This is a genomic window from Halorubrum sp. FL23 (genome assembly GCF_052439115.2).
Classification (GTDB): Archaea; Halobacteriota; Halobacteria; order Halobacteriales; family Haloferacaceae; genus Halorubrum; species Halorubrum persicum.
Window position 1 is genome coordinate 268,657 of record NZ_JBQVRO020000002.1, and the last position, 13,367, is coordinate 282,023.

Annotated in this window: 15 protein-coding genes and 1 pseudogene; 10 read left to right on the forward strand and 6 right to left on the reverse strand. The window is 71.5% G+C overall.

Features of this window, described 5'->3' with window-relative positions; translation table 11 throughout:
• Positions 1-99 precede the first annotated feature (99 nt).
• Both ACT4MF_RS03525 and ACT4MF_RS03530 read right to left on the reverse strand, forming a co-directional pair.
• Positions 100-867, reverse strand: coding sequence for a DICT sensory domain-containing protein (locus tag ACT4MF_RS03525; protein WP_099255537.1), 768 nt, complete (start codon positions 865-867; stop codon positions 100-102).
• A 175-nt stretch (positions 868-1,042) separates the two neighbouring features.
• Positions 1,043-1,792, reverse strand: a complete 750-nt coding sequence (locus ACT4MF_RS03530; protein ID WP_444681829.1) for a competence/damage-inducible protein A — start codon at positions 1,790-1,792, stop codon at positions 1,043-1,045.
• Between the two features lie 94 nt (positions 1,793-1,886).
• Here ACT4MF_RS03530 and ACT4MF_RS03535 point away from each other — a divergent pair, with 94 nt between their 5' ends.
• The 3 genes and pseudogenes from ACT4MF_RS03535 to ACT4MF_RS03545 form a co-directional block, all read left to right on the forward strand.
• Positions 1,887-4,325, forward strand: coding sequence for a penicillin acylase family protein (locus ACT4MF_RS03535; RefSeq protein ID WP_444681752.1), 2,439 nt, complete (start codon positions 1,887-1,889; stop codon positions 4,323-4,325).
• Positions 4,322-4,657 (forward strand): hypothetical protein, encoded by a 336-nt coding sequence (locus ACT4MF_RS03540; protein ID WP_099255539.1) that lies wholly within the window; start codon positions 4,322-4,324, stop codon positions 4,655-4,657. The genes ACT4MF_RS03535 and ACT4MF_RS03540 overlap by 4 nt, the downstream gene beginning before the upstream one ends.
• Positions 4,658-4,703: 46 nt before the next feature.
• A pseudogene (locus ACT4MF_RS03545) lies at positions 4,704-4,895 on the forward strand (DUF7260 family protein); the annotation flags it as partial.
• 45 nt (positions 4,896-4,940) lie between these two features.
• Here the strand turns inward: ACT4MF_RS03545 and ACT4MF_RS03550 are convergent.
• Positions 4,941-6,269, reverse strand: a complete 1,329-nt coding sequence (locus ACT4MF_RS03550; RefSeq protein ID WP_444681753.1) for an OFA family MFS transporter — start codon at positions 6,267-6,269, stop codon at positions 4,941-4,943.
• Between the two features lie 398 nt (positions 6,270-6,667).
• Between ACT4MF_RS03550 and ACT4MF_RS03555 the strand changes: the two genes are divergently transcribed.
• Positions 6,668-7,189 (forward strand): universal stress protein, encoded by a 522-nt coding sequence (locus tag ACT4MF_RS03555; RefSeq protein WP_444681754.1) that lies wholly within the window; start codon positions 6,668-6,670, stop codon positions 7,187-7,189.
• A gap of 69 nt (positions 7,190-7,258) precedes the next feature.
• Positions 7,259-8,296, forward strand: a complete 1,038-nt coding sequence (locus ACT4MF_RS03560) for an NAD(P)/FAD-dependent oxidoreductase (protein ID WP_444681755.1) — start codon at positions 7,259-7,261, stop codon at positions 8,294-8,296.
• Between the two features lie 83 nt (positions 8,297-8,379).
• Here ACT4MF_RS03560 and ACT4MF_RS03565 read toward each other — a convergent pair whose 3' ends face one another.
• Positions 8,380-8,658, reverse strand: coding sequence for a hypothetical protein (locus ACT4MF_RS03565; RefSeq protein WP_444681756.1), 279 nt, complete (start codon positions 8,656-8,658; stop codon positions 8,380-8,382).
• 254 nt (positions 8,659-8,912) lie between these two features.
• On the opposite strand from ACT4MF_RS03565, the gene ACT4MF_RS03570 reads away from it, so the two are divergent.
• The 5 genes from ACT4MF_RS03570 to ACT4MF_RS03590 all read left to right on the forward strand — a co-directional run bounded on the left by ACT4MF_RS03570 (position 8,913) and on the right by ACT4MF_RS03590 (position 12,069).
• A complete protein-coding gene (locus ACT4MF_RS03570) occupies positions 8,913-9,317 on the forward strand; it encodes an abortive infection protein (RefSeq protein WP_444681757.1) in 405 nt (134 codons plus the stop codon).
• A 70-nt stretch (positions 9,318-9,387) separates the two neighbouring features.
• On the forward strand, positions 9,388-9,690 hold the full coding sequence (locus tag ACT4MF_RS03575) for a DUF7344 domain-containing protein (protein ID WP_444681758.1): 303 nt from the start codon (positions 9,388-9,390) through the stop codon (positions 9,688-9,690).
• A 114-nt stretch (positions 9,691-9,804) separates the two neighbouring features.
• Positions 9,805-10,731, forward strand: a complete 927-nt coding sequence (locus ACT4MF_RS03580; RefSeq protein WP_444681759.1) for a DNA adenine methylase — start codon at positions 9,805-9,807, stop codon at positions 10,729-10,731.
• Positions 10,732-10,801: 70 nt separating this feature from the next.
• Positions 10,802-11,251 (forward strand): universal stress protein, encoded by a 450-nt coding sequence (locus ACT4MF_RS03585; protein WP_444681760.1) that lies wholly within the window; start codon positions 10,802-10,804, stop codon positions 11,249-11,251.
• Positions 11,251-12,069, forward strand: coding sequence for a DUF63 family protein (locus ACT4MF_RS03590; protein WP_099255547.1), 819 nt, complete (start codon positions 11,251-11,253; stop codon positions 12,067-12,069). The genes ACT4MF_RS03585 and ACT4MF_RS03590 overlap by 1 nt, the downstream gene beginning before the upstream one ends.
• A gap of 32 nt (positions 12,070-12,101) precedes the next feature.
• Here the strand turns inward: ACT4MF_RS03590 and ACT4MF_RS03595 are convergent, their stop codons facing one another.
• Both ACT4MF_RS03595 and ACT4MF_RS03600 read right to left on the reverse strand, forming a co-directional pair.
• Positions 12,102-12,584 carry a DUF456 domain-containing protein gene (locus tag ACT4MF_RS03595; protein WP_444681761.1) on the reverse strand — a complete coding sequence of 161 codons (483 nt, stop codon included), beginning with the start codon at positions 12,582-12,584 and terminating at the stop codon, positions 12,102-12,104.
• Between the two features lie 153 nt (positions 12,585-12,737).
• On the reverse strand, positions 12,738-13,319 hold the full coding sequence (locus tag ACT4MF_RS03600) for a DUF2150 family protein (RefSeq protein WP_444681762.1): 582 nt from the start codon (positions 13,317-13,319) through the stop codon (positions 12,738-12,740).
• Between the last annotated feature and the right edge of the window lie 48 nt (positions 13,320-13,367).

The window sequence follows — 13,367 nt, forward strand, 5'->3', positions numbered from 1 at the left end:
CCCGACACGCTGGCCGACCGCGGCTACCGTTTGCTCCACACGACCACCGGCGACCCGTACGCCGGTGAGCGGCGGCCCCTCGTCCCGTCAGTCCCCGCCTCACAGCGCCGTCGCGATGTGGCGTTCGATCCGAGCGACCAGCTCCGGGCGGAACGTCCAGAACCCGTCCCACACGTTCGGCTCGTCTTCCAGGGCGACGAGCGCGGCGTGGCGGCCCGCGTCGGCCGCCGGCGGCGGGGTGAAGACGACGAACCACGACCGGCGGTAGGGGTACGACCGGCCCTGGTGGACCGTCACCGGGAGCGTCGCCCCGGGGTCGGCGTCGCCGACCCCGTAGACGTGGACGTCGACGCCGGCGTCGCCGACGGCCTCGTACACGTCGCGGGTGCCGCGTTCGTCCTCCAGCCGTGAGAGACGCTGGAAGGACGCCCTGAGCGTCCCGCCGCCGGTCTCGGCCGCGATCCGCTCGATCACCCGGGAGACGACGATCAACAGCAGCTTCTCCTTGTTCGAGTGGGGGTAGCCGCGGAGTCGGAAGGGGACCTCGTCGAGCCCTGCGAGCACGTCCGGAAGCGCGATCTCGTCGAGATCGACCGCGCCGGTCTTGTACAGATCGGAGTTGATCAGCAGGACCGATTCGAGCAGTTCGTCGAGCGCGGAGCGGGCGATAACCTCCTCGTCTTCGATGAGGAGAACGACATCCGTGTCCGTCTCCGGGAGGTCGCGCTCGCTGATCGCGACCGACTGGTCCTCCAGCAAGGCGTCGAGCAGGTTCCGAACCGGCTGCGGCTCGGTCCGGTTGACGACCACGAGCGACCGGCTCGGGGCGTCGATCTCGTCGAAGAAGCCGCGCAGGCTGCCCGTCATCGTCGGGCGAGCGCCGAGCCGCGTCGCTCCGAGTGGCGGCGCCGTTCCGGCGGGACGCGCCCTCCGTTCGTACCGTTCGCTCCGGCGGCAGGGGTCGTCGGCATCGTGACTCCGTGAGTGTCTCGTGTTACCATACCGGCGCCGGACTCAAGAAACCCAGCACGCGGGGTGCCTGTCACTCGTCGCCCCAGTCGCGGTGAACCGGCGTTTCGCTCGCGTTCACGTTCGCCAGGAGCCACGCCGCCGCCTCGTCGAGCGCGCGCTCGTCGGTCGCGGTCACCTTCAGGCGGTTGTGCCCCCCCTCGCGGTCCGGGTAACAGCCGACGGCGACGTCGAAGCGCTCGCCGGCGGCCTCCAGCGCGGGAACGATGTCCGCCTCGGGCTCGACGGTGTAGAGGAACCGCGACTGCCGGTCGCCCGCGAACTCGTCGGCGACCGATTCGAACATCGCCTGCAGCTCCTCGGGGATCCCCGGCATGACGTAGACCCCTTCGAGGACGCAGCCCGGCGCGAGCCCGGGGTCGTTCAGCAGCGGGCGGCTCCCGGCCGGGATCGCGGCCTCCGCCTCAACGTCCACGTCGACGTCGCTGTCGGGGAGCCGCTCGCGGATCTCGGCCAGGTGGCGCTCGACCGCCTCGCGGGTCAGGTCGGTCGGGGCCAGCTCGCGGTCGAACGCGTCGGCCACCGCCTCCATCGTCACGTCGTCCGGGGTGCCGCCGATCCCGCCGGTGACGATCACGGCGTCGAACGCGTCGGCGTACGCCCGAGCGTGCTCCGCGATGACGGCCCGATCGTCCGGCACCGAGAGGATCCGCTTCACGGCGACGCCGCGGTCGCTCAGCTCCGCGGCGAGCCAGTTGGCGTTCGTGTTCACCGTGTCGCCCGCGAGCAGTTCGTCGCCGACCGTGATCAGCGCGACCTCCATCGCGCGACCGTAGGGGCGGCGCACGGATGTGCGTTTCCCGTCCGCCACCCGATTCACCGGAATAATAATGAGCGATCGGCGGCTGAGTGACGGCGTGACGAACGACACCACCCGCCGCGCCGTCCTCGGCGCCGCGCTGGCGGCCGGCACCGGGGCGGTCGCGACCTCGTCCGCGGCCGACCTGCTCGACTCGTTCGCGCCGCTCTCCGGCGAGGCGTGGGAGGCGGCCGACCGGTCGCTCCCCGAGACCGTTTCGAGCCCGCACGGCGACGCGAGCGTGCGGGTCGACGGGTACGGCGTCCCGCGCGTCGCGGCCGACGACGAGGCCGCGGCGTACTTCGCGGTCGGCTACCTCCAGGCGTTCGACCGGCTCTTCGCGATGGACCTCCAGCGGCGGGTGATGCGCGGGCGCCTCTCCGAGGCGGTCGGCGAGTCGACCGTCGAGAGCGACGAGTTCCACGTCGCGATGGGGTTCGCCGAGGCCGCCGAGGCCACGTGGGACCTGGTGCGCGAGACCCCCGCGGGCCCGCTGGTCGAGGCGTTCGCCGACGGCGTCAACGCCGCGATCGACGCCGAGCCGCTCCCGCTCGAGTTCGCGCTGGTCGGTTACGAGCCGCGCCCGTGGACGCCCGTCGACTCGATGCTGATGGAGAAGCAGATCTCGTGGACGCTCACCGGCGACTTCTCGGAGCTCCGCCGGGCGGTCGTCGCCCAGCGGCTCGGTGCCGACCGAGCGGCCGACCTGTTCCCCCGGCGCCTCGACCACGACGCGACGATCCTCGACGGGGACGAGGAGCGACTGGGCGGCGACGCCGCCGACCGCGGCGCCGGCGCCGAACGGAAGCGGGCGAGAGCCTCGGACCCCGTCGACGCCGACCTGACGGCGTGGCTCTCCGGGTTCGAGTCCCCGACCGGGGTCGGGTCGAACAGCTGGGTCGTCTCCGGCGAGCACACCGCGAGCGGGACGCCGATCCTCGCGTACGACCCGCACCTGTCGCTGATGGCCCCGCCCCTGTGGTACGAACAGTGGGTCGAGACCCCGGAGCGGTCCGTCCGAGGCGCGACGTTCCCCGGGGTGCCGTTCGTCATCGCGGGCGCCAACGACCGCGGCACGTGGTCGTTCACCAACGTCGGCGCCGACGTGCTCGACTGTTACCGCTACGAGATCGACGACGCGGGCGAGCGCTACTGGTACGACGGCGAGTGGCGCGAGTTCGACTCCGAGACGCGCACGATCCCGGTGTCCGGCGGCGAGGACCGCCGGATCGAAGTGAAGCGCACGGTCCACGGCCCCCTGATCGAGCGGGAGGAGCGGCGGGTCGGCGTCGCGTGGACCGGCCACACCGCGACCCGAACCACGGTCGCGATCGAGGAGCTGGGACGCAGCGCGGGGGTCGACGACGCGCTCGCGGCCACGCGGAAGTTCGACCTCCCGACCCAGAACCTCGTGTACGCCGACGCCGACGGGCGGACGCTGTACTACGCGACCGGGAAGCTCCCGATCCGCGAGGTCGACGGCGAGGTCGTTCCCGGCGACCGGATCTTCGACGGCTCGGCGGGCGAGGGGGAGTGGACGGGGTTCGAGCCGTTCGGGCGGTCCTCGTGGGACGGGTTCGTCCCCTTCGAGGAGAAGCCCCACGCGATCGACCCGGACGTGCTCTCGACCGCGAACCAGCGCGTGATCGACGACCCGCGACACTACGTCGGCGTCGCGTACGCGACCCCCTATCGCGGGATGCGGATCGCCGACCGGCTCGACGACGCGGTCGCGTCGGGCGAGCCGACCGACCCGGCGTTCCACCGCGCGCTCCAGCGAGACGTGCGAGACGGGCGCGCGGCCCAGTTGGTCCCCGACCTGGTCGCGGCGGTCGAGGCGGCCGCCGGTGACCCGTCGGACCGCGCCGTCGCGGCGGCCGACGCCCTCGCCGACTGGGACTACCGGATGGAGAGCGACTCCCGCGCCGCGCTCGTGTTCGCGCGGTGGCTCGCCCGGTTCCGCCGGCTCGCCTTCGAGCCGACGTTCGACGCGGTCGACCTCGACGAGACGTACCACCCGAACGACTGGGTGCTCGCGACGCTGTCCGCGGACGACCCGGTCTTCGACGACCGCTCGCGCGCGGAGACCATGGTCGCGGCGCTGGAAGCGTCGCTCGCGGCGATCGACGACGCCGGCTGGGAGGTGTACGGCGACTGGAACTCCACGCGGTCGATAACCCACCCGCTCGGCGGCGAGGCACCGTTTCTGAACTACGACGAGCTCCCGGCCGACGGCTCCCGGGCCACGGTGATGAACTACCGGGTCGACGACGCGGTGGGGTCGAGCTGGCGGATGGTCGTCCGCCCGGGGACCGACGCCACGGCGGTGATCCCGGGCGGCAACTCCGGCGACTTCTTCTCCGCCCACTACGACGACCAGCTCCGGGCGTGGCTGGAGAACGACCAGAAGCCGATGCCGGTCGGCGGCGACGGCACCGCCGGCGACGAGGCGGGCGAGACCGGAGCGACGGTCGCGTTCGAGGGTGAGTCGTCGTGACCGACTCGGACGGGCTCCTCGCCCGGATTCGGACCGACCCCCGGACGCACGCCGTCTCGCTCGGCGTCGCGCTCGCCGCCGGCGTCGCGCTCGCGTCCGTCCACTGGCTCGGGCTCGTCGCCGCTGGCGCGGCCGCCGCGCTCGTGGCTCCGACCGTCCGCCGCGGTGTCGGGTACGCGCTCGTCGCGGGGGTGCTCGCGCTCGTCGCCTTCGCCGTCGCGCTCGGCCCCGCGGCGGCGGTCGTCCCCGAGATGCGCCCCGTCGTCTACGTCACCGTCGCCAGCGCCCTCGGGCTCCCGGTGCTGGGGTCGCTCGCGAGGGGCGTGGGCTGACCGCGGCCGACGGGCGCCGCTCCGGAGCCCTATTGAGATGTCCGTGATCGCCGCGCGCCGCCAGCGGGAGCACGCGTCGAACGAGCGAGAGCTCGCGATCGACGGCGATATCGACATTCCCACCTACCTCTATCAGGACCTCTCGACGACGTACCCCGTGCTGGCGACCGTCGGCGCGGTCGGCGACCGGCTCGACGGTCTGAAGCGCCGGATCGAGCGCGCGATGGCCGAGGCGTAGCGGAGCGCGTCACGGCCACCACCCGAGAGCGAATCGGTCGGCGGCCTACTCGGCCGCGGCCGCCGAGTCCGTCACCAACCCGGAGCCGCTCGGCGGTCGGAGCAGGAGCGCCGCCACCCCCGCGGCGATCGCGAGCCCGCCGCCGAGCGCGAACGTCGGAACCCAGCCGGCGGTCGCGACGAGGTAGCCGGTCACGGTGCCGGCGAACACCCCGCCGCCGACCTTCGCGGTGTAGAGGACCGCGTAGTTGCCGGAGGAGTTGGCCGCGCCGTAGTAGTCCGCCAGGAGCGACGGGAAGTAGACGTACAGCGGCGAGGAGAAGAACATCGCGCCGAGGACGAACGCGACGAAGACGGCGCCGTTGCCCGCCTCGCCGGCGCCCACCAGCCCGATCCGGAACGCCCCGGCGAGGAGGAACGATCCCGCCATCACGCGCTTCCGGCTGAACCGGTCGATCGCCTCGCCGAGGATCAGCCGCGAGACCCCTGCGGCGACGGGGAGAAGCGTCGCGGAGAGCGTGGCGATGAGCGCCGCGAGCCCGAAGTTCTCCGCGAACCGAACCACGTTCGCGATGACGATGAGGTCGGCGCTCGCCATCGCGATGAACATCGCGTACAGCAGCCAGAACTGCCACGTCGAGAGCATCTCCCGCGTCGAGTAGTTGTGGCCGCGGATCGACGCGGCGACCCCCTCGTCGTCGCCGTCGGCATCGTCCACGCGGTCCAGCCAGCCCTTCGGCGGGTCCCGGAGGAGGAACGAGCCGACGAGCGTCACGACCAGAATCCCGATCCCGATGTTTCGGAGGACGTCCCCGTAGGCCGCGACGGTGGCGTTCGCGCGCACGTAGGGCACCACGAGCGCGCTCCCGGCCGCGAACGCCATCGTGCCGACGCCCGTCGTCAGTCCCGTCCGGTCGGGGAACCACTTGACGGCGGTGTTGACCGCGACCGTGTACACGATCCCCACGCCGATCGCGCCGAGCGAGTACAGCAGGTACAGCTGCCAGAGGCTCGTCGCGTACGCGAGCCCGATGTACCCGCCGCCGGCGAGCAGGGCGGCGAGGAACGTGAGCGCGCCCGGCCCGCGGCTGTCGCGCCACTTCCCGGCGGGGAACTGCGAGAGCGACTGGAACACGACGTAGAAGGAGAACACCGCGCCGAGCGCCGGCAGAGCGATGTCGAGGCGCTCGGCCAGCGGCTGTTCGATCGACGACCAGACGTACTGGTAGGGGCTGACCGCGGCCATCATCCCCGCCGCGGCGACGATCTGCCACCAGCGCGAGAAGCCGAGGGCGTCCGCCGCGCGCCCGGCGTAGTCGAGGCCGTCGCCGCCGTCGGCATCGGGGGTGGCCGAGGGAGCGTCGTCGTCAGCCATCGTCACCGTCGGCCTCGCGACCGATCGTGTCGTGGTTCATGGGTGCCTCAGAGGCCGGTCCGGCCGCCGCACCGGCGATTCGTGTTCGGACGCTGTCGACACTCGGAGATAAAACGCGCCGTCGGGGAGGTTCTTGCCCCCTCGTCGGCGGCGCGGCGCCCGACCGGCGCACGAGGACACTCCGGATCCGACCGCGGACAGATCACCTAATGATCGGTTACATCGCTGTCGACTGGGTGTTCAGGAGGCATCTAAGACAAGATATTGACAAACAAGACACAAAGGCCGATAGATGATGATAATCGTTTATCCTGTCAAAAATCGTTAAGTCGCCCGCAGCGCAACGTGGAGCCGAGAGCGCGGCCTCCGAGACCCGGAGCCGCCGAGAACACGTATCCATGTCCGCCGAACGAGACACCGCCGACGGGACCGCCGAATCGCCGACCGCCGCCGATGGGACCGCCGAGTCGCTGACCGCCGACGACGGCGCCGCCGTCGCCGACCGTTTCGATCGCGTCCTCGTCGTCACCCGCGACGACGAGGCGGGGCAGGCGGCGGTCGAGACGGGTGTCGAACTCGCGGCGGCTCACGGCGCGACGGTCGACGCGCTGTTCGTCGTCGACACCGCCGTGGGGTGGGACGTGGTCGTCGAGCGGCGCGAGCGCACCGGCGAGCGGCTCGTCGAGGGCGCCGCGGAACGCGGGGCAGCGACCGGGGTGGACGTCGAGAAGTGGTTCCGCTACGGCACCCCCCACGAGGAGGTGCTCGACTTCGCCGCGGCACACGACGCCGACCTCATCGTCGTCGGCTCCGCGCGACGGAGCGGACTGGACCGGTTCGTCAACCCCGAGCGCGTCCCGATTCGGGTTCAGCGTGGCGCCTCGTCGCCGGTGATGGTCGTCGGTCCCGACGGGGGGTGAGCGGGTCGACTCCGGCGGCCGGGGCTCCCCGAGCGACCGGTTAAGTGGCTTCGCTCCCTTCCAGTGATCGTGACACACATCGGCATCGTCGGCGCGGGCGCGGGGGCGGCGGCCGCGGCGTTCGCCGTCGACGGCGCGGTCCCGGACGCGGACGTGACGGTTTTCGAGAAGTCGGGCGGCCTCTGTGGCCGCGCGGCGACCCGTCGCGACGGCGAGCTGACGTACGACTACGGCGCGAACTACCTGAAGGCCGACGACGAGCGCGTCGTCGAGCTGATCACGGAGACGCTCGACGACGAGGGGCTCGTCGAGATCGCGGAGCCCGTCCATGTGTTTGACGCCGCCGGCGACGTCTCACCCGGCCGCGAGGCGGACGAGCACAAGTGGAGCTACCGACGGGGGCTCACCCAGATCGCGAAGCGGCTGTTCGGTCGGACCGACGCGACGGTCCACCGCCGGACGCGGATCGAGACGGTCAGGCGAGTCGGAGAGCGCTGGGAGGTCGAGGACGCCGACGGCGAGACGAGGGGACCGTTCGACGCCCTGCTGTTGAATCCCCCGGCGCCACAGACCGCGGACCTCCTCCGAGACGCGGAGTGGGACTCGGTCATCCGCGAGGCGCTCGTCGACGCGGTCGGCGACGTGGCGTACCGCACCGTCTGGACCGCGGTGCTGCACTACCGCTTCCCGCTGGACGCGCCCTACTACGGCCTCGTCAACACCGACAAGGCGCACGCGGTCGGCTGGCTCTCCCGCGAGGAGTGCAAGCCCGGCCACGTCCCCGACGGCGAGAGCCTGCTCGTCGTGCAGGCGAACCACGACTGGTCGGTCGACCACTACGATGCGGACGCCGCCGAAAACGTCGCGGCGTTGGCCGAACACGCGGCCGAGATCGTCGGCGACGACCGACTCGCGGACCCCGCGTGGACGGATCACCAGGGGTGGCGGTACGCGCAGCCGGAGTCGGGAGTCGCTGAGGGGCCGATCGACGCCGCCCGACGTGAGGGACTGTTCCTCCTCGGCGACTGGGTCGCGGGCGAGGGGCGGCTCCACGCCGCGCTCGCGAACGGGCTCGACGTGGGCGAACGAGTCGCCGACGGGATCTGAGTCGCGGGCGAGTCGGAGAAGAAGGCGTTCGATCGCCGGTCGGCTGACGGCTGTGCGGTCGTCAGTTCCCCGTCGCCGCGCCGTTACCCCCGGGTGAAGCGGTACTCGACCGTGCCCAGTCCGGGGAGACTGACGCGGCCGACCGTCTCGGGGGCGACGTCCCGGACGAACGAGCGCGCCATGGCCGCGAGCGCGACGACCGCGGTCAGGACGGCGAGCGAGGCGAGCGGGTAGGCGGCCACGAGGACGCCCAGCGCGACGACAGCGAGGAACGCGAACGAGACGCGGACGCTGCCGTCGGGCGAGACGTTGGGACCCGGCGCCTGGCCGGCGGCCGTGAGCCCGTCTTTCATTGGTTGCATAGACACGCGTAGGTCGCCGGGCGATAAATACCTTTCATATCGCAAATATGTTTTGAGACTCATTCACACACGACACACCACGAAACGGTCTGAAACGGTCGTTAATGCGGTGTAATCGGTGACATGGTAGTCGTTCATACACCAGTAACAGAACTATCAAGTGCGGCCGAGACGGCGCCGGATCGATCGAAGCGGGGAGAGGCCTCGGGCCGGCGATCGGAGGGCTTCTCACCGTCGCCCGCCACTGTCCGAGCATGACCAGTGCTCCGACGGTCGGCGGACGGGGGAACGTCCCCTACTGGACGACGGTCGCCGTCGCCGCGCTGTACCTGCCGGCCTCGATCATCGCCCGCGCGTTGGTCGACCCGGCGTACGCGGCTGGCCGGCGGGGCGTGCCCCCGGCGGTCGTCGACGCGGCGGGTACCCTCCCTGCGACGCTCGGCGGCGGCGCACTGTGGATCGCGGTCGCCGGCGCGTTCCTGTACGCCTTCGCCGCGGAGCTCGACGCGATGCGGACCCGGACCGCGTGGTCGCCGCCGGACAAGGGGTACCTGATCCTCGCGGCCGGCTCCCTGCTGGCGCATCCGCTCACCGGGGTTCCCCTCCTGTTTCTCCTCGTTCCCGGGTACACGCTTCATCGCGGACTGCGAGTCCGATAGCGGGGCGCGAACCGTTCACACACGCAGTACTTTTATTCGTCGCAAACGGTGATGTAGATACGAACAGTCAATGGTAGTGACACACAACGCCGCCTCCGAGGAGACGGAGACCGTCGCAACGCCGGCGCATCGCCGCATCATCGCCGGCCTCGCGGACGAAGCGGTCGAGACGGTGGAGGACCTGCAGGTCCGCGGTCGGGCCGACGAGATCGCGGCCGAACTCCGGGAGTCTCACCTCCCCGCCTTGGAGGAGGCCGGGTACATCGAGTGGGACCGGGAAGCGGGGACGATCGAGCCCGGTCCGAACTTCGAGGAGGCGGCCGAACACGTCGCCGACCTCCCGGATCCGGACGGGGAGCCCGCGGACGACTGACCGGCGGGACGCCGGTCGCGTCCGTCGCCGAGGGGCTCCGTCGACCCGCACCGGCCCCCGTCCGAGCCACGCCCGGGACGTTTATACGCCGCGACGGGCGACTCCAGACATCGCATGGCCGAGCCGATACTGAAGTGGGCCGGCGGGAAGCGGCAGCTCCTCGACGAGCTGTACGCCCGGTTCCCGGCGACGCACGGTCGCTACCACGAGCCGTTCCTCGGCGGCGGCGCCGTGTTCTTCGACCTCGAACCGCCGGACGCGACGGTCAACGACGCGAACGCGCGACTGGTGAACTTCTACGAGCGGGTGCGCGACGATCCCGAGGCGCTGATCGAGCGGCTGGAGTCGTTCGACGACCCGGAGGCCGACCCGGATCCGGCGCTCCCGTACGCCGAGGAGACGGCCCGCGGCCGCGAGGTGGAGAGCTACTACTACCAGCAGCGCGCGCGGTTCAACAGGCGCCCGTACGAGGGGACGTTCGACCCGCTCGAAGAGGCCGCGCTCCTCCTGTACCTCAACCGCACCTGCTACAACGGGCTCTACCGCGAGAACGCCGACGGCGGGTTCAACGTCCCCGTCGGTCGGTACGCGAACCCGGACTGGGTCCAACGCGACCGCATCCGCCGTGCGAGCGACGTGCTCGCGGGCGCGACGATCCGAAACGGCGACTTCGGGTACGTCCTCGACGCGGCGGAGCCGGGCGACCTGGTCTACTTCGATCCCCCCTACGAGCCGATGAGCGCGACCGCGAGCTTCAACGAGTACAGCGCCGAGGGGTTCGACCGCGAGGACCAGCGCCGGCTGCTCGACGTCGCGAACGACCTCGACGAGGCCGGCGTGTGGGTCGTCCTCAGCAACAGCGGCGTGATGTACGAGCCGTACGCGGAGGCGGGGTTCCGCGTCGAGATCGAGGGCGCGACTCGCGCGATCAACAGCGACGCCGGAAACCGCGACGAGGTCGACGAGATCGTCGCGACCAACGTCCCGCCGAGCGAGCGACGCGCGGCCGGGCAGCGCGACCTCGCCGAGTTCCGAGGATGAGCGCGCCCGGTCGTCGCGGCGGCGACCGCAGAGGGCGGGCTTTTTGCCCTCCCCCGCCGACGGGTCGCGTATGACCGATCTCGACATCGACCTCGTCCTCGTGTCGGTGGACGGCAGCGAGGAGTCCCACGAGGCAGTCGACTACGCGATCGCCGTCGCCGCCGAGTACGGCGCGAGCGTCCACGCCCTGTACGTGCTCGACGAGGACGTGGTCCGCGCTATCGACCACGGCGTGGTGGACGAGGACGACGTGGCCGACGACACCGAGGCGTTCACAGACTCCGTGGCGCGGCGCGCGGAGGCCGCCGGCGTCCCCCACAGCAACTCCATCGCCTACGGCTTCTCCACCGAAGTGAAGACGGTCCACCCCGGGAGCGTCGTGCTCGACACCGCCGAGGAACTCGAGTCGGACTTCATCGTCGTCCCGCGCGAGCCCGTCTCGGGCGACCCCGGCGAGGTGCTCGGGAAGGCGGCGGAGTACGTCCTCCTGTACGCCAGCCAGCCCGTGCTGTCCGTCTGATGGTCGGCGGCCTCCTCTCGTTCCTCCCGGCGGGGACGACCCTGCCGCCCCTCCCGTACCTCGTCGTCGTCCTGCTCGCGACCGGCGGGGTGGTCGCCGCGCTCCGCCGACGCCGCCCGCGGGTCACCGGCCGACGCGTGCTCGCGCTCGCTCCGTGGATGGCGCTCGGCTCCGCGGCCCACGTCCTCTACGTCCTCGACGCGCTCCCCGCCCTCGTCTTCCCCCTCGCCGGGTCGCCGACCGTCTACCTGACGGTGGGGTCGCTGGCGGGCGCGGCGTGGATCGCCGCCGACGCCGCCCGTCCGGACCGGGTGGCGGAGAGCCTCGCGGTGTCGGGCGCGCTCCTCCTCATCCCGGTCGTCGCGGTCGCGCTCGCGACCGACCTCTCGCCGACGGGGGCTCGCTGGTCGACGCTCGCGGTCGCGCTCAGCCTGCCGATCTCGGGCGTCGCCTGGGCCGCCCTGACGCGGCTCCGGCCCGAGACTACGATCACCGGCGGCGTCGGCGCCCTCGCGGTGTTCGGCCACGCGCTCGACGGCGTCTCGACCGCGGTCGGGACGACCCAGCTCGGCTTCGGCGAGCGCACGCCCGTCTCGCGGATCCTGCTGGAGTTCGGCTGGATCCCCCCCATCCCGGTGCTCGGCGAGGGGTGGGTGTTCCTGCTCGTGAAGCTCGCGGTCGCGAGCGCCGTCGTCTGGCTGTTCGCGGCGTACGTCCGTGAGACCCCGGCGGAGGGATACCTGCTCCTCGGGTTCGTCGCGGCGATGGGGCTCGGGCCGGGGGCTCACAACCTGCTGCTGTTCTCCGTCGCCGCCTGACCGCGGAGCGATACCCACCGCTCCGGGTCAGCTCACCAGACGGCGATCGCGAAGACGACGGCGACGCTCCCCAGCATGACCGCCTGAACGAACGCGCTGGCGAGGACGCCGACGGCCGCGTACGCCGCCTGACGAGCGGCAACGTCCGGATCGGCGTCGTTCCGGTAGAGGGCGGTGACGAAGACGGTGCCGGCCAACCCGATGACGAACCCGATCGGGCCCAAGGGGAGCAGGAGCGCGATCCCCACCAGCGTGCCGACGACGACGGTCCGCGTCGACGCGCCGCCGATCTTCCCGGAGACCATGCCGGACACCAGATCCACGACGGAGGCCAGAAGCGAGACGAACACGAGCGCCAGCAACAGGACGAGCCCCGGCTCGGCGAAGTCGGTGGTGTACGCGTACCCGACGACGGTCAGCGCCGCGAGGACGCCGCTCGGCACGAACGGGACGAACGCACTGGCCGTCCAGACGACGAGCAGGAGGATCGCCGTTTCGGCCGCGGGGAACGCCATACGACACGCAGGTCGCGCGGGGGCAAAACAGTTCACCCCGGGCGATGCCGGGACCCGTCGCCCTGGTCGGTCGCGGGTCCGGTGGTCCGGCGGCCCGACGGCTCACCGAACCGGGGTGAGCCGCGAGAAGCGAAATCGGGCCGACCGCCGCGCTCAGTCCTCTTCTTCGACGACTTCCGGGTCCTCGATGGCCGACTGGAGGGAGTCGAGCCCGTTGACCCACTCGGAGACGAGCCCGTACTCCAGATCCTCGACGAGCTCGATGTCGAGGGGCTCGCCGTCGATGATTCGGGTGCCGGCCTGCACGACGTAGCCGAGCGCGGCGTCGAGGTCGTCCTCGGCCTCGGCGTCGGCGGCCGCGCGCACGAACTCGCTCACGTCGCCCTCGACGACGCCGCCGACGACGTACTCCTCGGCCGCGTAGAAGACGGGGACGAGCGAGGTCTGGACGCCGTCGATCAGCATGACCTTGTCCTCGTCGTCGAACTCCACGTCGGCGAGCACGATGTCGCGGACGGTGTGGATCTCCTCGACCGCGCGGTCCTCGTCGATGCGCCCGTCGTCGAGCGCCGCGAGCACCTTCACGATCGCGATCGCGGCGTCGTCTTGGAGGTTCAAGAGGAGGCGCGCGGAGTCCTCGTTTTCGGGGTCTAAATCCTCTTCTTCGAGCCTGTCGAGCCAGTTCTGCCACCGTTCGTCGGTATAGAACGTTTCGACGGCGTCGTCGTCGGTCATGTGCTGTACGTCGCCCGGACTACTCAAATGCCTTTCCTATCGATCGCC